20 protein-coding genes are annotated in these 19,884 nt (G+C 69.3%); 15 read left to right on the top strand and 5 right to left on the bottom strand.

What is annotated here, in order from left to right; translation table 11 throughout:
• The first annotated feature begins 83 nt into the window (after nt 1-83).
• Nucleotides 84-266 (top strand): thiazolylpeptide-type bacteriocin, encoded by a 183-nt coding sequence (locus BDK92_RS31855; RefSeq protein ID WP_211349440.1) that lies wholly within the window; start codon nt 84-86, stop codon nt 264-266.
• 121 nt (nt 267-387) lie between these two features.
• Here BDK92_RS31855 and BDK92_RS39355 read toward each other — a convergent pair whose 3' ends face one another.
• The gene (locus tag BDK92_RS39355) at nt 388-555 is read right to left on the bottom strand and encodes a hypothetical protein (protein ID WP_170208763.1); all 168 of its coding nucleotides are present in this window, start codon (nt 553-555) and stop codon (nt 388-390) included.
• 295 nt (nt 556-850) lie between these two features.
• On the opposite strand from BDK92_RS39355, the gene BDK92_RS31860 reads away from it, so the two are divergent.
• Nucleotides 851-1,792 (top strand): RNA polymerase sigma factor, encoded by a 942-nt coding sequence (locus tag BDK92_RS31860; RefSeq protein WP_246017359.1) that lies wholly within the window; start codon nt 851-853, stop codon nt 1,790-1,792.
• Between the two features lie 199 nt (nt 1,793-1,991).
• Entirely contained in the window at nt 1,992-2,828 is an 837-nt protein-coding gene (locus BDK92_RS31865) for a GNAT family N-acetyltransferase (protein ID WP_121160070.1), read from the top strand.
• 147 nt (nt 2,829-2,975) lie between these two features.
• Here the strand turns inward: BDK92_RS31865 and BDK92_RS31870 are convergent, their stop codons facing one another.
• Entirely contained in the window at nt 2,976-4,031 is a 1,056-nt protein-coding gene (locus BDK92_RS31870) for a LacI family DNA-binding transcriptional regulator (RefSeq protein WP_246017360.1), read from the bottom strand.
• A 143-nt stretch (nt 4,032-4,174) separates the two neighbouring features.
• Here BDK92_RS31870 and BDK92_RS31875 point away from each other — a divergent pair, with 143 nt between their 5' ends.
• The 7 genes from BDK92_RS31875 to BDK92_RS31905 all read left to right on the top strand — a co-directional run bounded on the left by BDK92_RS31875 (nt 4,175) and on the right by BDK92_RS31905 (nt 12,519).
• On the top strand, nt 4,175-5,482 hold the full coding sequence (locus BDK92_RS31875; RefSeq protein ID WP_121160071.1) for an ABC transporter substrate-binding protein: 1,308 nt from the start codon (nt 4,175-4,177) through the stop codon (nt 5,480-5,482).
• Nucleotides 5,479-6,477, top strand: coding sequence for a carbohydrate ABC transporter permease (locus BDK92_RS31880; protein WP_121160072.1), 999 nt, complete (start codon nt 5,479-5,481; stop codon nt 6,475-6,477). The genes BDK92_RS31875 and BDK92_RS31880 overlap by 4 nt, the downstream gene beginning before the upstream one ends.
• Nucleotides 6,474-7,340 (top strand): carbohydrate ABC transporter permease, encoded by an 867-nt coding sequence (locus BDK92_RS31885; protein WP_121160073.1) that lies wholly within the window; start codon nt 6,474-6,476, stop codon nt 7,338-7,340. The genes BDK92_RS31880 and BDK92_RS31885 overlap by 4 nt, the downstream gene beginning before the upstream one ends.
• 260 nt (nt 7,341-7,600) lie before the next feature.
• Complete coding sequence (locus tag BDK92_RS31890; RefSeq protein ID WP_121160074.1) at nt 7,601-9,226, top strand: glycoside hydrolase family 43 protein; 1,626 nt, start codon at nt 7,601-7,603, stop codon at nt 9,224-9,226.
• 339 nt (nt 9,227-9,565) lie between these two features.
• The gene (locus BDK92_RS31895) at nt 9,566-10,759 is read left to right on the top strand and encodes an endo-1,4-beta-xylanase (protein WP_121160075.1); all 1,194 of its coding nucleotides are present in this window, start codon (nt 9,566-9,568) and stop codon (nt 10,757-10,759) included.
• Nucleotides 10,760-10,852: 93 nt separating this feature from the next.
• Nucleotides 10,853-11,902: a polysaccharide deacetylase family protein gene (locus BDK92_RS31900; protein WP_121162765.1), complete on the top strand. Its 1,050-nt coding sequence runs from the start codon at nt 10,853-10,855 to the stop codon at nt 11,900-11,902.
• Nucleotides 11,903-11,928: 26 nt separating this feature from the next.
• Entirely contained in the window at nt 11,929-12,519 is a 591-nt protein-coding gene (locus BDK92_RS31905) for a polysaccharide deacetylase family protein (RefSeq protein ID WP_121160076.1), read from the top strand.
• Nucleotides 12,520-12,591: 72 nt separating this feature from the next.
• On the opposite strand, the gene BDK92_RS31910 is transcribed toward BDK92_RS31905, so the two are convergent.
• From BDK92_RS31910 to BDK92_RS31920, 3 genes are read right to left on the bottom strand one after another with little or no spacing between them, the layout of a single operon-like run.
• Nucleotides 12,592-13,356 carry an ABC transporter permease gene (locus BDK92_RS31910; protein ID WP_170208764.1) on the bottom strand — a complete coding sequence of 255 codons (765 nt, stop codon included), beginning with the start codon at nt 13,354-13,356 and terminating at the stop codon, nt 12,592-12,594.
• A gap of 11 nt (nt 13,357-13,367) precedes the next feature.
• Nucleotides 13,368-14,189, bottom strand: coding sequence for an ABC transporter permease (locus tag BDK92_RS31915; RefSeq protein WP_121160078.1), 822 nt, complete (start codon nt 14,187-14,189; stop codon nt 13,368-13,370).
• A gap of 2 nt (nt 14,190-14,191) precedes the next feature.
• Entirely contained in the window at nt 14,192-15,145 is a 954-nt protein-coding gene (locus BDK92_RS31920; RefSeq protein WP_121160079.1) for an ABC transporter ATP-binding protein, read from the bottom strand.
• 201 nt (nt 15,146-15,346) lie between these two features.
• Between BDK92_RS31920 and BDK92_RS31925 the strand changes: the two genes are divergently transcribed.
• From BDK92_RS31925 to BDK92_RS31945, 5 genes are all read left to right on the top strand, one after another.
• A complete protein-coding gene (locus BDK92_RS31925) occupies nt 15,347-15,862 on the top strand; it encodes a DinB family protein (RefSeq protein ID WP_121160080.1) in 516 nt (171 codons plus the stop codon).
• Between the two features lie 165 nt (nt 15,863-16,027).
• Entirely contained in the window at nt 16,028-17,452 is a 1,425-nt protein-coding gene (locus BDK92_RS31930; protein ID WP_121162766.1) for an Nramp family divalent metal transporter, read from the top strand.
• 186 nt (nt 17,453-17,638) lie between these two features.
• Nucleotides 17,639-18,118 carry an RNA polymerase sigma factor gene (locus tag BDK92_RS31935; RefSeq protein WP_246017361.1) on the top strand — a complete coding sequence of 160 codons (480 nt, stop codon included), beginning with the start codon at nt 17,639-17,641 and terminating at the stop codon, nt 18,116-18,118.
• Entirely contained in the window at nt 18,108-19,508 is a 1,401-nt protein-coding gene (locus tag BDK92_RS31940) for a WD40 repeat domain-containing protein (protein ID WP_121160082.1), read from the top strand. The genes BDK92_RS31935 and BDK92_RS31940 overlap by 11 nt, the downstream gene beginning before the upstream one ends.
• Nucleotides 19,509-19,611: 103 nt before the next feature.
• On the top strand, nt 19,612-19,791 hold the full coding sequence (locus BDK92_RS31945; protein ID WP_121160083.1) for a hypothetical protein: 180 nt from the start codon (nt 19,612-19,614) through the stop codon (nt 19,789-19,791).
• Nucleotides 19,792-19,884: the final 93 nt, after the last annotated feature.

Consider the following 19,884-nt stretch of genomic DNA (forward strand, 5'->3'; position numbering starts at 1 on the left):
GCTCGCGACGGCCCGGAACTGACACGGTGGTCTTCGCCCCCGCCCGACCCGGGCGGGGCCTGCCTGGAGAGGAGTGGACTTCCGTGGAGCTCGACGTCTTCGACCTGGACGATCTGGACCTGGACGACATCACCGTGACATCGATGCGCGACGCGGTCGCGCTGCCGGAGACCGGCATGTCGTCCTCGGGCGACGCCGCCGCCGCGTGCTCCTGCTGCGGTTCCAGCTCGTGCTGCCCGAACATCGACACCTATCAACCGTACTGACCGTCTGGCCGCCGCTTCGGTCGGCCGTGACGAGCGGCCCGGCGCAGACACGACGGCGCCCTGGTGGCCCGGGTGGGGACCGTTCCTGAGTCACCCGGGCCGGCAGGGCGCCGACTGTCTGTTACCAGGTGCCGCCAGCACCGCCCCCGCCGCCGCTGCCGCCGCCCCACTCGAACGGGCCACCGTCGGCCGAGGCCGCACCGGCGCTCAGCGCGAGCGCCGCCGCACCGGCGGCGATGATCACCGCCGCGCGCAGGGCCTTCCGGCCCGTCTTGGTCTTCTTGCGCATCAGGTCCTCCTGTGCTCACTGTCCGTGCCCGGGTCGGGCCGGATCCGGCTGGGACGTCGCGAAGCGGGCCGCAACCGCACGCACCACTGTGCCGGCGAAGCCGGTCGGCCAGGATCCGGGCGATCACCTAATCCTGTCGCCGGTCGGTAGCCAGGTCGGCCCAATGCCTGTTCCCCCGGTACGGGTAGCTTTGTCCTGCCCACTCGGGTGTCGTGCCAGGTCGGCCGGCTGGAGGAGGTTCGCTTCCACGGGCGGGTCAGGTGGCGACATCCCGAGCGGTCGGAAGGGGCATGGCGTGATTTCAGCCGAGAAGTCAGATGCTGAGCTGGTGCATGTTGCCCGCTCGGGAGATGTCGCCGGCCTCGGCGCACTCCTGCATCGGCACGAGGCCGGGATGAAGGCCGTCGCGGTGAGCCTGCTCGGTTACGGGCCCGACGCCGAGGACGCGGTCCAGGACGCGATGCTGGTCGCCCTGCGGCGGATCGACGGGCTCCGGGAGCCCGCGGTGGTGGGCGACTGGCTGCGGTCGATCGTCCGGAACGGGTGCCGCAACCGGCTGCGTGCCTCCCGTCGGGTGGTCCTGCGCGACTTCGCGGCCCTCGACCTCCCGGCCGCCGCGCCGAACCCGGAGCAGCTACTCGAGCAGGCGTCGTTGCGGGACTGGACCTGGCACGCGGTCAACGAACTGTCCGAACCATTGCGGCTGGTCACGCTTCTGCGCTACTTCAGCGGAGCCTCCTCGTACGAGGAGATCGCCGCCCTCTGCGGGGTGCCGGTCGGCACCGTACGCAGTCGGTTGAACCAGGCACGGCGCAAGCTCGCCACCGCTCTGCGGGACACGGCCGACCTCGCGCACGAGGACTCGGCGGCGCTCCACGACACCTGCCGACGCCAGTTCGAGGAGGTGCTGGCGGCGGCGGGACGGGGCGAGTTCGAGCGGGCCGTGCGGGAGTACTGGTGGCCCGACGCCGACTTCATCCGGCCGAACGGGGAACGCCGCACCGAGCGGTCGTACCTGGTCGAGGCCATGGAACGGGACCTGGCCGCCGGCGTACGTCAGCGGATCACCGGTGCGGTGGCGAGCCGGGACGTGATGGTCTGGGAGGCGGCCCTGATCGACCCGCCGGACGACCCGGAGCACTGTCCGCCGGCAGTGGTCTGGCTGCACAGCGTGCGTGCCGGCCGGACCAAACGGCTGCGCCTGTTCCACGCCCCCCGGGCGGCGGTGGCGAGCTGAGCGGGCGGACTCCGGCCCGGTGCCGGGCCCTGTGGTGTGCGGTGACGGCCGGGTAGTTCGATCGACGGCCGGAGCGGTTAATCACACGGGCGGAGCTTGGCGGACAGCGGTGTCGGCGGCACCATGAGAACGACACCGAACGCATTTGGTGCTGATTCGGGTCGCTTATCAAATTCGCACTGAAGGAGCAGTCTGTCCGATGGATCGGGAACAACTGGGCCGGCTCGCAGAACTCGCCGAAGCGGAGTTCATGCTCCAGTACGTGGCCGGCGCACCTCAGACTGCCTCGTCCGCGCTCGGAGTCAGCCACGAGCGGATCGGCGGTGGCGTGGCCCTCTCCCTGCTGCGTGCCCCGACCCCCTACTGGAACAAGGCGCTCGGGTTCGGCTTCGAGGAGCCGGTGACGCGGGACCTGATGGACCGGGTGTTCGGGTTCTACCGCGAGCAGGGGACCGAGGTCGCCACGATTCAGATCGCCCCGGACCGGCTGCCCCGTGACTGGGACGAGATCCGGGCGGCCGAGGGTCTGGAGCCGGGCGGCGTGATCATCCAGTTCGCCTGCGAGATCGACTCGTTCCGGATCGACGGCGCGACCGACCTGCGGATCGGGCTGGTCCCTTCCGACGACGCCGCCCAGTGGGCCTCGGTGCTCATGGACGGGTTCGGATGGCCGCCGGGCGGCCCGTTGGCCGAGTTGCTCGCGGCGACGGTGGGCAACCCCAGCTTCCGCGCGTTCGGCGCCTGGGACGGTGACCAGGTGGTCGGCGCCGCCGCGCTCTTCGTACACGACGAGGTGGCGGTCCTGTCCGGAGCGGCGACCCGGCCGAGTCATCGGGGGCGGGGTGTGCAGTCCGCGCTCATGGCGATCAGGGCCGGTGCGGCGGCCGAGGCCGGCTGCCGCTGGGTGGTCGCGCAGACTGGTCGGCCGGCGACGGGCTCGGTGAACCACTCGCTGAACAACATGCTGCGCGGCGGTCTGCGCCCGCTGTACGACCGGCAGAACTGGATCCGGCGGGCGGCGCCCGGCGGACAGTGACGACACCGGCCACGCGGCAACGTCACCGGGACCTCGATTCTGTCGGGGTCCCGGTGACGTCTCGTCGCTGGCTGCCGCGTACCCCGCCGCTCACCCGCCGAGCGGTAGCGGCCCCTGCCTACCGCGCGAACTGCTCACCGCGCGAACTCAGCCTCCCGCCGTGGCGGTGTGGGCGGACAACGGCAGGCTCCGCAGCGCCGGGGGATAGCGGCGGCAGGACGCGCGGACGACCAGTTCGGTGGGGAGCCGGATGTGCGTGTCGCGCTCGACGCCGCCGATCAGGTCGACGAGCAGGCGCAGAGCCTCGGCGCCCATGCGTTGCAGCGGTTGCATGATCGTCGTCAGCGGCGGGTTGACCAGCGCGGACTCCGGCACGTTGTCGAATCCGATCACGGACAGGTCGTCGGGCACGGTGAGTCCCATGCCCCGGGCGACGTCCATCGTGGATATCGCGGAGAGGTCGTTTCCCGCGAAGACCGCGGTCGGTCGGTCGGGGAGGGCGAGCAGCTCCGCGGCCGTACCGGCGGCGCTCTCGATCCGGAACCCACCGACCCGTACCAGCCGCTCGTCCACCGCCACGCCGGCGTCGTCCATGGCCTTGCGGAAGCCCGCCTCGCGCAGGCGTGCCGACTCCAGGTCGGGGCGTCCGCTGATGTGCCCGATGCGTCGGTGGCCGAGCGACAGCAGGTAGTTGGTCGCGAGCATGGCGCCGGCGAAGTTGTCGGAGTCGACGGTGGGCAGGCCGGACGGGCCGGTGTGCGGGTCGACCGCCACGACGTGGAAACCCTGTTTGGTCTCGACCACGGTCGGCGTGACGATCACGGCTCCGTCGATGAGTGTTCCGGACAGCCGGGCCAGCGAGCGCCGTTCCCAGCCTATGGCCGCGCCGTCGCCGTCGCCGCCGGAGTAGGCCAGCAGTTGGTAGCCGGTGCCGGCGACCTCTCTGGACGCCCCCTTGAGCAGCTCGGTCGAGAACGGCTCGAATTCGGCGACCAGGATGCCCAGCACGTTCGTACGGTGGCTGCGCAGGCTCTGTGCCCCCAGGCTGGCCTCGTACCCGAGCTGGTGGATGACCTCTTGGACACGTTCCACCGTCGCTTGCGCCACGCCGTACCGGCCATTGATCACCTTGGATACTGTCGCCACGGAGACGCCGGCCACACGGGCCACGTCCGACATCTTGACACGCTGCGGGAACGCCACGGAGACGATGATAGAGGGCTCTCCGCGCCCCGTCGCGGGGGAATCGAAAACGTTATCGACAACGGTTGACACCACGTTACGGGACTGTAAAACTCGCCATCAGTCCGAGTACCGCGACTGCCTGACAAGTCGAGGAGACATCGATGACGATCAAGCGCCGCGCTGGCGCCGTCCTAGCGCTGTTTTTGACCAGTGCACTGCTTGTCGCCGGGTGCAGCGGCGGCGACGACGCAGGCCCCTCCGATGATGAGCCATTCAAGAACCCGGTAACCCTGACCTGGTGGCACAACGCCTCGCAGGACGGGCCCGGCAAGACCTACTGGGAGAAGGTCGCCAAGGACTTCTCCACTCTCCACCCGACCGTCAAGATTGAGATCGAGGGGATCGAGACCAACCAGCTCCAGCGCACCCGGCTCCCCGCCGCGCTGCTGAGCAACGACCCGCCGGACATCTTCCAGGCATGGGGCGGCGGCGAGATCCGCGAGCAGGTGGAGGCCGACTACCTCAAGGACATCACCAACCAGGTCCAGACCGAGGTCGCCAACATCGGTAGCGCGGCCGAGATCTGGCAGGCGGGCGGCAAGCAGTACGGCCTGCCGTTCCGGATGGGCATCGAGGGCATCTGGTACAACAAGGACATGTTCGCGCAAGCGGGCATCGCCGCTCCTCCGACCACGTTCGAGGAGCTCAACGACGCGGTCACGAAGCTCAAGGCCATCAACGTCATCCCGATCGCCCTGGGCGCCGGTGACAAGTGGCCCGCCGCGCACTGGTGGTACAACTTCGCGTTGCGCGCCTGCTCGGTCGACACGCTGAAGAAGGCGTCCGCCGACACGGTCTTCGATGATCCGTGCTTCCTCAAGGCGGGCCAGGACCTGAAGACCTTCATCGCCACCAACCCGTTCCAGTCCAACTTCATCGCCACACCGGGTCAGAACGATCCGACCAGTGCGAACGGCCTGCTCGCCAATGGCAAGGCCGCGATGGAGCTGATGGGTGACTGGAACAAGGGCACCCTGGAGACCGTCGCCCAGGACCCGGAGGCCCTCAAGAAGTTCCTCGGCTGGTTCCCCGTACCGGCGATCTCCGGTTCCGCGGGTGACCCGAAGGCGGCCCTCGGCGGCGGCGACGGGTTCGCCTGTGCCAAGAACGCCCCGGCCGAGTGTGTCGAGTTCCTCAAGTACATCGTGAGCACCGACGTGCAGAAGGGCTATGCCGAGACCGGCACCGGCCTGCCCGTCACCAAGGGCGCGGAGGCCGGCGTGGCGGACCCCGCGCTGAAGTCCATCCTGGAAGCGACCTCCAGCGCGACCTACGTACAGCTCTGGTTGGACACGGCCTACGGCAGCACCGTCGGCACCGCGATGAACAACGCAATCGTCGCCATCTTCGCCGGCACCGGCACCCCTGAGCAGGTCGTCTCCGCAATGAAGGCGGCCGCGAGCAAGTGACCGCTCCCAACCCGACCCTGAACCCTGCCGGCGGCGCGTCCGCGCCGCCGGCAGGCGGCCGGCCGCCCGGGCGTTCGTCCAGCCGCGCGGCCGAGACCCGACGCAAGTGGTACGAGATCATCGGACTCACCACGCCGGCGGTGATCGTCTATGTGATGTTCGTGCTGGTTCCGATGGGCTTCGCGGTCTACTACAGCCTCTTCCGCTGGCGCGGGGTGGGACCGCCCACCGACTACGTCGGTTTCGACAACTACGTGCTCGCCTTCCAGGACCCGATCTTCCTCGACGCGTTGCGCAACAACAGCATCATCGTGGTCGGGTCGCTGCTGATCCAGGGCCCGATCGCCCTGGGCGTGGCCCTGCTGCTGAACCGCCGCTTCCGTGGGCGCACCGCGTTCCGCCTGCTGGTGTTCGTGCCCTACGTGCTCGCCGAGGTCACCGTCGGCATCATGTGGAAGCTGATCCTGACCGACGGCGGCACGCTCGACGGGCTGCTGCGGTCACTGGGGCTGGGCGGTCTGGTGCAGGCGTGGCTCGCCGACCTCGACATCGTCATCTGGACGATGCTGTTCGTTCTCACCTGGAAGTACGTCGGCTTCGCCATCATCCTTCTGCTCGCCGGCCTGTCGAACGTGCCGCACGAGCTCACCGAGGCAGCCGAGATCGACGGCGCGAGCTGGTGGCAGATCCAACGTCACGTCACGCTTCCGCTGCTGGGCCCGACGATCCGGATCTGGATGTTCCTGTCGGTGATCGGCTCGCTCCAGGTCTTCGACGTGATCTGGGTGACCTCGGTGCCCGCGGTGCGGTCGCTCGGCGCGTCCGGCACCATGGCGACGTACATGGTGGACAACGGCTTCTTCGCCCGACTGTGGGGCTACGGCAACGCGGTCGCCGTGATCCTGTTTGTCATCTCGTTCGTCGCGGCGCTGCTGTTCCAGCGCTTCCTCCTCCGTCGTGACATCCAGGGCGCCATCACCGGAAGGGTGAACTGATCGTGGCCGCGAACGCCGTCCTGCCCCCGTCCTCCAAACGCCGCCCGGTGTCGTGGAGCAGTCCGCTCACCTACGCGCTGGCGCTCGCGGTCGCGGCCGTGTCGATCGCCCCGGTCGTCTACGTGATCGTCGGTGGTTTCCGTACCACCCCGCAGATCGTCGCGGACCCGGCCGGGTTGCCCGACCCGTGGGTCTGGGACAACTACGCCAGGGTGCTGACGCAGAGCGACTTCTGGGGGCAGGCCTTCAACAGTGCGGTGATCGCCCTGGGTACGACGCTCGGCGTCGTGGTGCTCGGTGTCTCTGCCGCGTTCGTGCTCGCCCGGTACACCTTTCGCGGGCGGGAGGGGCTCTACACCTTCTTCACCCTCGGCCTGCTCTTTCCGGCCGGCGCGGCGATCCTGCCGCTCTACCTCATGCTGCGTGACCTGAATCTGATCAATTCCTACTACGCGGTCATCCTTCCGCAGGTCGCCTTCTCGTTGCCGCTCACGATCGTGATCCTGCGTCCCTTCCTGGCCGCCGTGCCCCGCGAGTTGGAGGACGCCGCCGCGATCGACGGCACGGGCCGGATCGGCTTCCTCTGGCGCATCATGCTGCCGCTGTCGCGGCCCGCGCTCGTCACCGTCGGGGTCCTCGCGTTCGTGGCGAGCTGGAACGCGTTCCTTCTGCCGTTGCTCGTCCTCGGTGATGTCAGCCTGCACACGCTGCCGCTGGGGGTGCAGAACTTCTCGAGTCAGTACACCTCCGACACGGCGGGAATCCTCGCCTTCACGTCGCTGTCGATGTTGCCGGCGCTCATTTTCTTCACGCTCGCCGAGAAGCAGATCGTCGGGGGCCTGCAGGGTGCGATCAAGGGCTGAGGACGGTGTGCCGTCATGATCCATCCGGTCGAGGTGATTCGCCACGATGGCGGTCGACGGTGGAGAGGGGCATGGCTGCGCAATCGTCGCTCGTGAGTCGGCACTTCTGGTCGGTGGGGCGCGCGTGTCGAGCCGCGCGCCCATGATCGAGGACCGTCCACTGCCGACTCACGCCGTTCTCGTGATCGATAACTTCGATACATTGGTTCCGAAACTTCCGGAAAGCTGCCGGAAGCTGGATCATCAGAGGGGAACAAACTATGTCGACCGAGTTCGCGGAGGTGGCGACAGCCACCGGGTCGATTCGCAACCCGATCCTCACCGGCTTCCATCCGGACCCGTCGATCCTGCGGGTCGGCGACGACTACTACCTGGCCACCTCCACCTTCGAGTGGTATCCGGGGGTGCGGCTGCACCACTCGCGTGACCTGGTGCACTGGCGGGCGCTGGGTGGTGTGCTCACCGAACGACGCCTGCTCGACCTGAGCGGCACCGGTGACTCCAACGGGGTCTGGGCGCCCGACCTGACGTACGCCGACGGCGTGTTCTACCTGGTGTACAGCGATGTCGCCAGCTTCGCCAGCGGCTACTGGGACCCGCAGAACTACCTCATCACCGCGACCGACATCAACGGCCCGTGGTCTGACCCGGTCCCGCTGCACGCGCATGGTTTCGACGCCGCGCTCTTCCACGACGACGACGGCAGCAGTTGGCTGTTGGCGATGAGCGCCGACTGGCGTCCCGGTCGGGACCGCTTCGGTGGCATCGAGATCCAGCGCTACGACCGGGCCAGTCGCCGGCTCGTCGGCAAAGCCCGGCTGATCTTCGACGGCACCGAGGTCGGGCTCACCGAGGGTCCGCACGTGTACAAGCGCGACGGTTGGTACTACCTGTTGACCGCCGAGGGCGGCACCAGTTGGGAGCACCAGGTCACGATGGCCCGGTCCCGTAGCCTGTTCGGCCCGTACCAGTCCGACCCGGATGGCCCGCTGCTCACCTCCGTCGGGCATCCCGAACTGCGGTTGCAGAAAGCCGGTCACGGCAGTCTCGTGCAGACCCAGACCGGGCAGTGGTACCTCGCGCACCTGGTGGGGCGTCCCTACACCCCGCTGGGCAACTGCGTCCTCGGTCGGGAGACGGCCATCCAACAGGTCGACTGGCCCGTCGACGGATGGCCGGTCATTCCCGGCGGCCACCCCGCCGACGAGGTCGCCATGCCCGACCTGCCCGCCCACCCGTGGCCGGAGGAGCCCGCCACCGACCACTTCGACGCCGGGAAACTCGGCACGGCCTGGTCGACACTGCGCCGTCCGGCGACCCCGGACTGGGTCGACCTGACCAGTCGCCCGTCCCACCTGCGTATCTTCGGTGGCCAGTCGCCGGTCGGCCGGCAGCGGCCGAGCCTGGTCGCGCGTCGGGTCGGTGCCACCCACTGCTCGCTGGAGACGGTCCTGGAGTTCGACCCGGCCGACCACCGTCAGCTCGCCGGCATCACCGGCTACTACAACACCGCGAATTGGTACTACGCGTACGTCACCCGGGCCGACGACGGCCGGCGCACGCTCGAGGTGCTCAGCTGTGACGGTGGTCGGCTCACCGCGTACCCCGAGCTGAGCCGGGATCTCGGCGCGGTCGGGCGGGTGGGACTGCGGGTGACGTTCGACGGGCCGACGCTGCGCTTCGACTACCACCTCGGCGAGGGTTGGTCGGGGGTGCCGGCGGAGTTCGACGCGACCACCCTCTCCGACGAGCATGCCGCGATCGTCGTCGACGGTGAGCCGGCCGCCTGGGGATTCACCGGCGCCTTCCTTGGACTCTGGGTACAGGATCTGGGCGCCGACGGCGCGTACGCGGACTTCGACTACGCCACCTACCTCGAACACTGACCCGTTCCGGTACATCAAGGCGTGGCTTGCTGAGCAAGCCACGCCTTGATGCCTTTCTGAAACTTCCGGGATGATTTCTACGGCTTACATCGCTCTTTTCAAGGCACTTTCCTGCCTCAGGTCTGTTGACGCTCATCGATTGCAGTCGTAAGGTTTCGGCAAAGTTACGGAAGACCGGGGCGCGTACGGCGCAGCTCCCGTCCGCGTACCCGCACCGCTGCTTCGGCAAGCGACGAAGCGGTTCCTGCCTGCCTGAAACACCCGTCCGCTCGACCGCCACCGCCCGGAACCCGTTCCCCGGCCCCGGGCGGGACCCGTCCCAGTCCCGAAAGGACGCTGATGAAGTTGAGACGATGGATCGTCGTCGGTGCCGTTGCCCTGGCGACCGTCGGCACGCTGAACAGCCTGCCGGCGTCCGCCGGTGGCCAGCCCCGACCCGCGGACCAGAGTCTGCGTGCCCTCGGCATGCGCCACGATCTCTACATCGGCACCGCGGTCGACATGGCCGCGCTGAACGACCCGGCCGACCCGCAGTACCGACAGCTCGTCGGCTCGCAGTTCTCCTCGGTCACCGCGGAGAACGTGATGAAGTGGGAGAGCCTGGAGCCGACCCGGGGGACCTACAACTGGGGCCCCGCCGACCAGCTGATCGCCTACGCGAAGCAGAACAACCAGCGGGTCCGTGGTCACGTACTGGTGTGGCACAACCAGTTGCCGGGCTGGCTCACCACGGGTGTCGCCGACGGCTCGATCGACACGGCCGAGCTGCGTGACATCCTGCGTAACCACATCACCACCGTGGTCAAGCACTTCAAGGGCAAGATCTGGCAGTGGGACGTGGTCAACGAGGCGGTCAGCGACCCCTGGGACAACCCGCCGGCTCTGCACTACAAGGGCTTCTGGGCCCAACACCTCGGCCCCGGGTACGTCGCTGACGCGTTCCGGTGGGCCCGTGCCGCCGACCCGAACGCGCTGCTGTTCTACAACGACTACAACATCGAGGCGTTCGGTTCGGGCAACCCCGCCGACGACAAGACCCAGTTCGTGTACGACATGGTCAAGCGGCTACGGGCCACCGGCGTGCCGATCGACGGCGTGGGCAGCCAGGGCCACCTGGGCACCCAGTACGGCAACTACGACACTCTCCAGGTCGCCGACGCCCTCGAACGCTTCGGCGATCTCGGCCTGGCCACCGCCTTCACCGAGGTCGACGTACGCAGCCAGATGACGCCCGGGGTGCAGGCCGGGGACTCGAACGAGATCAACCCACGGTTGCAGGCGTCGGCGGCGAACTACAGCGTTCTGCTGCAGGCGTGTCTGTTGAGCCGGCACTGCCTGTCGTTCACCGTGTGGGGCTTCACTGACCGGCACTCCTGGATCCCGGGCTGGTTCGACAATCCGCCCGAGGGTCTGGCCACGCTCTACGACGAGAACTACCAGCCGAAGCGGGCGTACCAGACGGTGAAGGCGGATCTGATCTTCGCCGGTGCACCCCACGTGCTGCCACGCATTCCGCAGAAGCCGCGCCGGTAGGCGCGTACCGAGGACCCGGTGCGGCCGTCCCGTCCCGTCCTGTTCGGCCGGCCGCACCGCGTCACCGCCCTCCTTCACCCCAAGGAGCTGGTCATGTCACCCAGACGCCACCCCTCCCGGTCGGCCGCCGCCGTCCTCTCCGCGCTGCTCGCCGCCGTTGGCGGGGCCGCGGTCCTGCTCGGCGCCGGCCCGTCGCTCGCCGCCCCGAACTGTAGTAACGGCTATGTCGCCCTGACCTACGACGACGGGCCCAACGGAGGAACCACCACCAGCCTGCTCAATGCGCTCACCGCCAACGGCGTACGCGCCACCTTCTTCAACATCGGGCAGAGGGCGCAGCAGAACCAGGCGCTGGTCCGGGCTCAGCAGCAGGCCGGCATGTGGATCGGAAACCACAGCTGGACCCATCCGCACCTGACCCAGATGAGCGCCGCGCAGATGACCTCCGAGCTGAGTCAGACCCAGCAGGCCATCCAACAGGCGACCGGCACCGCGCCACGGCTCTTCCGGCCTCCGTACGGCGAGACCAACGCGACGCTGCGATCGGTCGAGTCCCAGCTCGGGCTCACCGAGGTGTTGTGGAGCGTGGATTCCCAGGACTGGAACGGCGCCAGCACCGCCGCCATCGTGCAGGCCGCGAGCAGCCTGCAGAACGGTGGCGTGATCCTCATGCACGACGGCTACCAGACAACCATCAACGCCATCCCGCAGATCGTCGCGAACCTGACCAGCCGTAACCTCTGCGCGGGCATGATCTCCACCAGCACCGGCCGGGCGGTGGCGCCCGACGGTGGCAACCCGGGTCCGACGGCCACCTCTTCGCCGCCCCCGCCCGGCGGAGCCGCCTGCACCGCCAGCTACCGGGAGACGCAGCGCTGGGGTGACCGTTTCAACGGCGAGGTCACCATCCGGGCCGGCGGCACCGCCCTCACCAGTTGGACGGCGACCGTGACCGTACGCAGCCCACAGCGGGTCGCCACGGTCTGGAACGGCAGCCCCAGCTGGGACAGCAGCGGCACTGTCATGACCGTCAGACCCAGCGGCAACGGCAGTGTGCCGCCTGGTGGCAGCACCACCTTCGGCTTCACCGTGATGGCCAACGGCAACTGGGCCGCTCCGACGGTCTCCTGCCGTACCCCCTGACCCGACGGAAGGAAGGCGGACCCGAGATGATCGACACCGCCAGCGGTGACGGCAACGTCGTCAGTTACACCTTCGATGACGGACCGAACCCCGCCGACACCCCACGACTCCTCTCGGTCCTGCGCGAACATCACGTCAAGGCCGTGTTCTGCCTCTGGGGGGAACACGCCGTGGCCCACCCCGACCTGGTACGCGAGATCGTGTCCGCCGGTCACACCCTGGGCAACCACGGGATGCGACACGACGACATGGGCGGCTGGACTCCGGAACAGATCGAGGCCGACCTTCGGGACACGAACACCGCGATCCGTGCCGCGGTTCCCGGTGCCCGCATTCCGTACTTCCGTGCGCCCTTTGGCAGTTGGGGCCGGACGCCGGCGGTGGCCGCCCAGATGGGGATGCAGCCGTTGGGCTGGCGGCTGGCCATCGCCGACTGGGCACCACCCGGCACCGAGACGCTGGTCGACCGCCTGCTGACCGGCGTGACGCCCGGTGCGGTGGTGCTGATGCACGATGGCGGCGGTGACCGGAGCCAGACCGTCGACGCCGTCGAGCAGACCGTTCCGCTGCTGACGTCGCGGGGGTGGCGTTTCACCCTTCCGGCCCGAGCCGGCTGAGGGCTCTGTCCGGCTCCGACCGTGGTGGTCGGGCGGGAACCGTGCCGGCCGGTCCGGCGGGGCTGGCGCGGATCAGGTGAGCAGCATGCCGCTCAACCGACGGACCGCCAGCCACGTCCCGCCCACCCCCATCGCCACCAGGTACGCGACCGCGCCGAGCATGCCGACGCCGAGCTGCCCGGTGGTCAGCCCGCGCAGCAGTTCGATGCTCTGGTAGAGCGGCAACGCGGCGACCAGCGCCTGCACCGCTGTCGGGTACACCGACAGCGGGTAGAAGGTCGTCGCGAACAGGAACATCGGCAGCATGCAGAGTTGCAGGTACTGATGGTGGTGCGGTTCGTCGATGTACGTCGCCGCGGCGAGCCCGGCGGCCGAGAAGGCGAAGGCGATCAGCACGGCGGCCGGTACGGCGAGCACCGCCCACCAGGAGTGGACCATGCCGAGTGCGGTGATGACCAGGAGGAAGCAGGTGGCGGAGAGGGTGCTGCGCAGCACCGACGCGGCGATCTCGCCGACCGCGATGTCGCCGGTCCGCATCGGCGTGGTCACGATCGCGTCGTAGAGCTTGTCGAAGCGCACCCGCCACCACACGTTGCTGGTGGTCTCGTTGACGGCGCTGTTCATCGCCGAGGTGGCGAGCAGGGCGGGTGCGACGAACGCGGCGTAGCGGCTGGCGTCGCCGCCGGTCGCGCCCCCGTCCACGAGCTGCCCGATGCCGATGCCGACCGACAGCAGGTAGAGGAAGGGCTCGAAGATTCCGTTGACGACGAGGTTCCAGGGGCGACCGTGACGCAGCACCCACAGGTGGCGTAGGACGATCAGGTGCGCGGACGACAACGGTCGGCTCCCTACGCGTAGAGGTTGCGTCGGTAGTTGCGGCGGGCGAGCAGGTAGCCGGCGGTGACCAGGGCGCTGAGGTAGGCCACGTGTGCCAGGCTGGTCGGCCAGGTTGCCGTACCGAGGCTCAGGGTGCGGCAGAGATCGACGCCGTGCCAGAGCGGCGTGACGTAGACGACCGGGCGCAGCGCATCGGGCAGCTGCTCGACCGCGAAGAAGGTGCCGGAGAAGAGATAGAGCGGCATGACCACCCATTTGAAGATCCCGGTCACCGGACCGACGTCGGTGAGCGTGACCGCCCAGGCGGCGGCCGGCAGGGCGAACGCCATACCGGTGAGCGTCGCGGCCAGCAGGGTCAACCAGACCAGCGGTGACCGGGCCGCTCCGAACGCCACCATCACCAGCAGGAACGCGGCGGCGCTCAGCGCCACCCGTACCGTCATGAAGAGCAGGTGGCCGTGGAGGATGTCCTCGGGCTCCAGTGGCGTACCGGCGGCGACCGGGTAGGCGCCGCCCGGTCGGCGGCTCCAGCTCACCGGGAAGGCCGCCTCGATGATGCCGTTCTGCATCGACGCGGCGGCGAGCATGCCGGGGGCGAAGAACGCGAGATAGTCGACCCCGCCGAGCACGGCGCTGTCCGGGCTGATCAGCCGGCCCAGTCCGAGACCCATCGCGATCAGGAAGAGCAGCGGGTTCGCCACACTGATCACCACGGTGCCGCGCCAGGTCCGTCGGTAGCGCAACGTCCAATAGCGGTACGCGCGCAGCGCCCGCTCGGTCCCCGTACCCGTGCCCGTCTCGCGGCCGACCGGGGTGATGATTCCGGTGGTCATCCTCAGTCCACCAGCGTCCGGCCGGTCAGCGCGAGGAAGACGTCCTCCAGGCTCGCCCGGCGCACCATCGCCGTGACCGGGCTCAACCCCAACTGGTGTACGACACCGAGCGCCGTTTCGCCCTCGGCGGTGTACCAGAGCAGCCGGTCGGGCAGTGCCTCCAGTCGGTCCCGGACACCCGCCGCCTGTAGCTTTTCCAGTGCGGTGGCCTGCTCGCCGATGCCGAACCGCAGTTCGAGGACCTCGCGGGTCGAGTGGGTGGCGATCAGTTCGGCCGGGGAGCCGTGCGCCACGATGCGGCCGGCGTCCATCACCACGAGCCGGTCGCAGAGCTGTTCGGCCTCGTCCATGTAGTGGGTGGTGAGGATGAGGCTGACGCCCTGTTGCTTGAGCCGGAACAGTCGGTCCCAGAGGATGTGCCGGGCCTGCGGGTCGAGGCCGGTCGTCGGCTCGTCGAGCAGCAGGATCTCCGGCTCGTTGATCAGGGACCGGGCGATGGTCAGCCGGCGTCGCATCCCACCGGAGAGTGCTTCCACCCGTTCGGCACCGCGCTCGGAGAGCTGGGCGAACTCCAGTAGCCGGTCGGTGCGGTCCGCGATGACCTGCTTGGGGAGGCCGAAGTAGCGGCCGTAGATGAGCAGGTTCTCCCGTACGGTCAGCTCCCGGTCCAGTGCGTCGTCCTGCGCTACGACGCCGATCCGGGCCCGGATCCGCCGGCCGTCCGTCACCGGGTCCATGCCGAGCACCCGCAGCGTTCCGGCGGTGGGAGGGGAGACACAGGCGATCATCCTCATGGTGGACGACTTGCCTGCGCCGTTCGGGCCGAGAAACCCGAAGGCCTGGCCACGATGGAGGGTGAAGTCGATGCCGTTGACCGCGGTGAAGCTCGGGGAGCGGCGATCGCGGGGCGGGTAGCGCTTGACGAGGCCGACGGCCTCCACGAGGAGAGCGGTCACCCGCCGAGCGTATAAAAACAGGACAGCGACATGCAAATATTTAACAGAATGCCGCAAGAAGCAGGATGACTCGCTCGGCTGGTGTCGTCGTGGAGTCAATCCGGTGATCGCCGGTGATCGCCAGCGCGCCGGTCGATACCTCCGACCCTATCCGGATAATCGGGCTGCGGTGACGTGTCGATCCGGGTAGCGTCGGCCGACATGTCCTCACCTCCCCGGATCCGCCCCCCATTCGTGGCCGACGAGCGGACCCAGCTTCTCGGCTGGTACGACATGCAGCGCGCGATCGTGCACTACAAGTGCGAAGGGCTCTCCGACGAGGACGCGCACCGATCGCTGCTGCCGACCTCGCCGTTGATGACCATGGCCGGCATCGTCTCCCATCTGCGCTGGGTGGAGCACACCTGGTTCGAGGTCCTGTTCCTCGGTCGACCGGCCGACGGGCCGGCGTTCCAGGAGGGGCCCGAGGCCGCCGACATGATGGTCGAGGGGATTCCGATCGGCCAACTGCTGGCCGACTACGAGCGGCAGTGCGCGATCTCGAACGAGATCATCGCGAGTCACTCGTTGGACGAGGTCGGCCAGCACCCGGACTTCAGGTCGGCGGCGGCGACCCTGCGCTGGATGGTGATCCACATGGTCGAGGAGACCGCCCGGCACGCCGGCCACATGGACACCATCCGCGAGCTGCTCGACGGTGAGACCGGCTACTACTGATCCGACCCCCGGGGTCAGCACCAGCTTCCGGTGCCGGCCCACCGTGTGCTCGTGGCCGTGATCGCGGGCACCCAGGATACGTATCGGTGTGCGACGATGTTTTGAGTGGGTTTCGGTGCCCGCTCACTCCGGGTACGGGCAGGACCCACCCCCCTGGAGGTCCACATGACACAGACCGCCCCCGACCGCTTCCCCACCCGACATCTGCCCCGGGTGAGCGTCCGGGACCTGCCCGAGCCGCCCACCTCGGCCTGGCCGGTGATCGGGCCCGGGGTGATCGCCGCCGGAGTGGGGCTCGCCTCGGGCGAGTTCATCCTCTTCCCCTACATCGCCTCCCAGGTGGGACTGGTCTTCCTCTGGGCCGCCGCGGTCGGCATCGTCACCCAGTGGTTCCTCAACATGGAGATCGAGCGGTACACCCTGGCCACCGGCGAGACCGCGCTCACCGGCTTCTCCCGCTTCTGGCGGCACTGGGGTCTGGTCTTCGCGCTGATGGTCTACTTCGCGAACCTCTGGCCCGGCTGGGCGTCGAGCTCGGCGACCATGGTGACCTACCTCTTCGGCGGTGACGCGACCTGGATCGCGATCGGCATGCTGGTCGTGATCGGGCTGACGCTGACCCTGGCGCCGGTGATCTACACCGCGCTGGAACGGGTCGAGTTCGTCAAGGTCGGGCTCGTGGTGGTCTTTCTCGTGGTCGCGGTGATCTTCGCGGTCAGCGCCGACGCCTGGCGCGCGCTGCCGGACACCGTCACCGCACCGGAGTTCCCCACCGAGCTCGGCTTCGCGTTGATCCTCTCCGCGCTCGTCTTCGCCGGTGCGGGCGGCGGGCAGAACCTGGTGCAGAGCAACTGGATCAGGGACAAGGGCTTCGGCATGGGCCGGTACGTGCCCCGCCTGGTCAGCCCGGTCACCGGTCGTCCCGAGGCGGCGCCGGACGCGGCCGGATTCGTCTTCGAGCCCACCGAGGAGAACCTTGGCCGGTGGCGGCGCTGGTGGCGGTTGGCCAACCGGGAGCAGTTGGTCACCTTCGTACTGATCTCGTTCGTCACGATCGTGCTGATGTCGATGCTCGCCTACTCGACCGTGTACGGCACACCCGGCCTGGCCAACAGCGTCTCCTTCCTCAAGGTGGAGGGGGAGCGACTCGGTGACTCGGTCGGCCCCTGGTTCGGCACCCTGTTCTGGGTGATCGGCGCGGTCTCCCTCTTCGCCGCCGCGATGGGCATCGTCGACTACACCAGCCGGCTCGCGGCGGATGTGCTCAAGACCTCGTACCTGCGCCGGCATTCCGAGAGCCGGATCTACTTCGTACTGGTCTGGGGACTGGTCGGGCTCGGCTGCGCCATCCTGCTCGCCGGGTTCGACCAGCCGCTGCCGCTGCTGGTCGTCTCCGCCTGCGTCGGCGGGTTGATGATGTTCATCTACTCGATCCTGTTGCTGGTGCTCAACCGCCGGGTGCTGCCCCCACAGATCCGGCCCCGCTCGTTCCGGGTGGCGGCGTTGGTCTGGGCGGTCCTGCTCTTCGGGGTCTTCTCCGCGCTGACCATCTGGCAGCAGGGCGAACGGCTCCTCGACTGGCTGCGCTGACGGGTGCGGTGCCCTGGTCAGCGGTGCGCGGGGACCACGGCGCGGCCGGCCCGCTACCAGGCGGCGCCGACCTCGTCCGGGTCGCCGAGGTAACCGCTGACCATGGCGCCGTCCGGGAGCGACCGGCGGAAAACCCCGACGCGCACGCAACGAAAAGGCGCAGGTGTGCGCCCTACAGATGTGTTGGTGCAAACGCCCGCGCACGCGGAGGCGACCTTTGACGCGGTGTACGCCGCCCACTACGTCGTGCTGGTTCGGCTCGCCTACGTCACCACCGGCAGCCGACAGGTCGCGGAGGACGTGGTGCAGGAGGTCTTCATCGAGTGGCTGCGGCGGATCGACGACGTCCGTGAGCCGGTGCCGTACCTGCGCCGGGCGGTCGTGTCGCGGTGCACCTCGTGGCTGCGCCGCCGGATCGTGGAACGCCGGCACAGCACGGTCGACCAGGGGCCACCACCACTGCCGCCACCGGATGGCACGACCACGGCCGTACGCGCCGCGCTGACCCGGCTCAGTCACCGGCAGCGGTCGGTGGTCTTCCTCCGGTACTACCTGGACCTCCCGGTGGACGAGATCGCCGCCACGTTGGACTGCCGACCCGGCACCGTGAAGTCACTGCTGCACCGTTCGCTCTCCGCCCTGCAGGAGCACCTCGATGACGAGTGAACCCGACCGCCGGATCACGGCCGGGCTGCGGCAGGTCGCCGATGCGCTCCCGGTCACGCCGCCCCCGGTCGGCCAGCTGCGCGCCCGTGCTTTCCACCGTGCCTCGACCGGCAGAGCCGCCTGGCGCCGGCCCGCGTTCGCCGCCGCCGCGGTGCTCGCCGTGCTGGTGGTGGTCGCCCTCCTCCCCGTTCCCGGCACCGGCGGACGTGGGTGGGATCCGGCGAGTCCGGCCGTCAGCCCCACGTTGCCGCACCGGTTCGCCGGCATGTCACTGCTGACCGCGTCGGTGTCGACCGCACCACCCGGCCCCGCGATGGCGCTCTACGGTCAGGGGTCACTCGGCACCCGGCTGGGCACCAGTCAGGTGCTGGTGCTGGGCGTGGACGGGCGGACGTACCGCCGGCTCGACCTGGCCGAGCAGCGCGGCGCGACGGGCGACGACGGTGAGTGGCATGCGGCCGGGGTGCTGCTCGCACCGGACGGCACCCGGGTCGCGGTCGCGAGCGAGCAGCGCGTCGACGACGGGTTGGAACTGGTCGACCTCCGGACCGGCGCCGTCCGGCGGATCCCGCTCGGCCGGCCGGTCACGGTGCGGCTGCTCGCCTGGACCCCGGACGGCTCCCGCCTGGTCATCTCCATGGGCGACGGGGCTCTCGACGGGTCGGGTTCCCGCAACGGCCGGCTGGCCGTGGTCGACCTGGGTAACGGGCGGGTGAGCATGGTCGGCCAGGAGTTGCTGCCGGATCCCTACCTGAAGGTGGCGGTCTCGCCGGACGGGGAACTGTTGGCCGTGCCGACCGGACCGGGTCGGGTCGCCCTGGTCGATCTCACCGGTGTCGTACGGCGCAGCCTCACCCTGCCCGAGGGCTACTACCTGGACAGCCCGGCTGCCTGGTCGCCCGATGGTCGGCTGCTCGCCGTCCAGCATCTCGGTGCGGTACGGGGTGGACTGGCCTTTGTTGACGTGACCGGTGTGGGCGCTCCGACGCCCGCGCCGCTCTCGGCTCTGGCGCACCCGGCCGCACTGCTCGGTTGGGCGTCGGAGCGGGCCGTGCTGGTCGGGGTGGAGGGCGGAGACTACGAGATCGTCGAGCGGTCGGTGGACGGCGCGGTTACCCGTACCGTCGCCCGGGCGGGTCAGGGACCGGGTCGGATCGGCCGGGTCGACGGGTTGCAGCTGGCCAAGGGCCTGCTTGAGGATCTCCGGGTGGCCGAGGTGGGCGGTCCGGACCGGGGGCCCTGGCCCCGCTGGTGGATCGTGTCCGTCGCGGCCCTCGTCCTCGGTGGCTGCTGGCTCATCCGGCCCCTGCGACGCCGGGTGACGCGGATGCTGGCCGGCTCGGCCGCACCGGTCGACCGCCCGGCCGCGCATGACCCTGACCGGGAGTGAGCGTCCGGATCGAAGTCAGGCTGTATGTCCAATATCTTGCGAAAGGTGAGCTATCGTCGGCTTGGCGCGGGCGACGGTCGGGGGGCGCGAGGGGGTGCGGCGCATGGCTCACGGACGCCTCGGTGACGTGGCCACCGGTGTGGTCGGCGACGCCGCCGGCACCGTGGTCGATCCGAAGCAAGGGCTCCAGCGGCTCAAGGGAGGGCGTCTCGGTCCGGCGCTGGTCGTGGTCGGGGTGGCCCTTGTCGTCGGCTATCTGATCGGACGTTGGTCACGCCGCTGACCGGTCATGTCCGGATCAACACGGAACCGGGTCGACGTCACCGGTGGCAGGCGTCGTCGGGCGATCGGCGACGCGGCCGCGCCACGGACACGG

It is taken from the genome of Micromonospora pisi (genome assembly GCF_003633685.1).
Lineage (GTDB): Bacteria > Actinomycetota > Actinomycetes > Mycobacteriales > Micromonosporaceae > Micromonospora_G > Micromonospora_G pisi.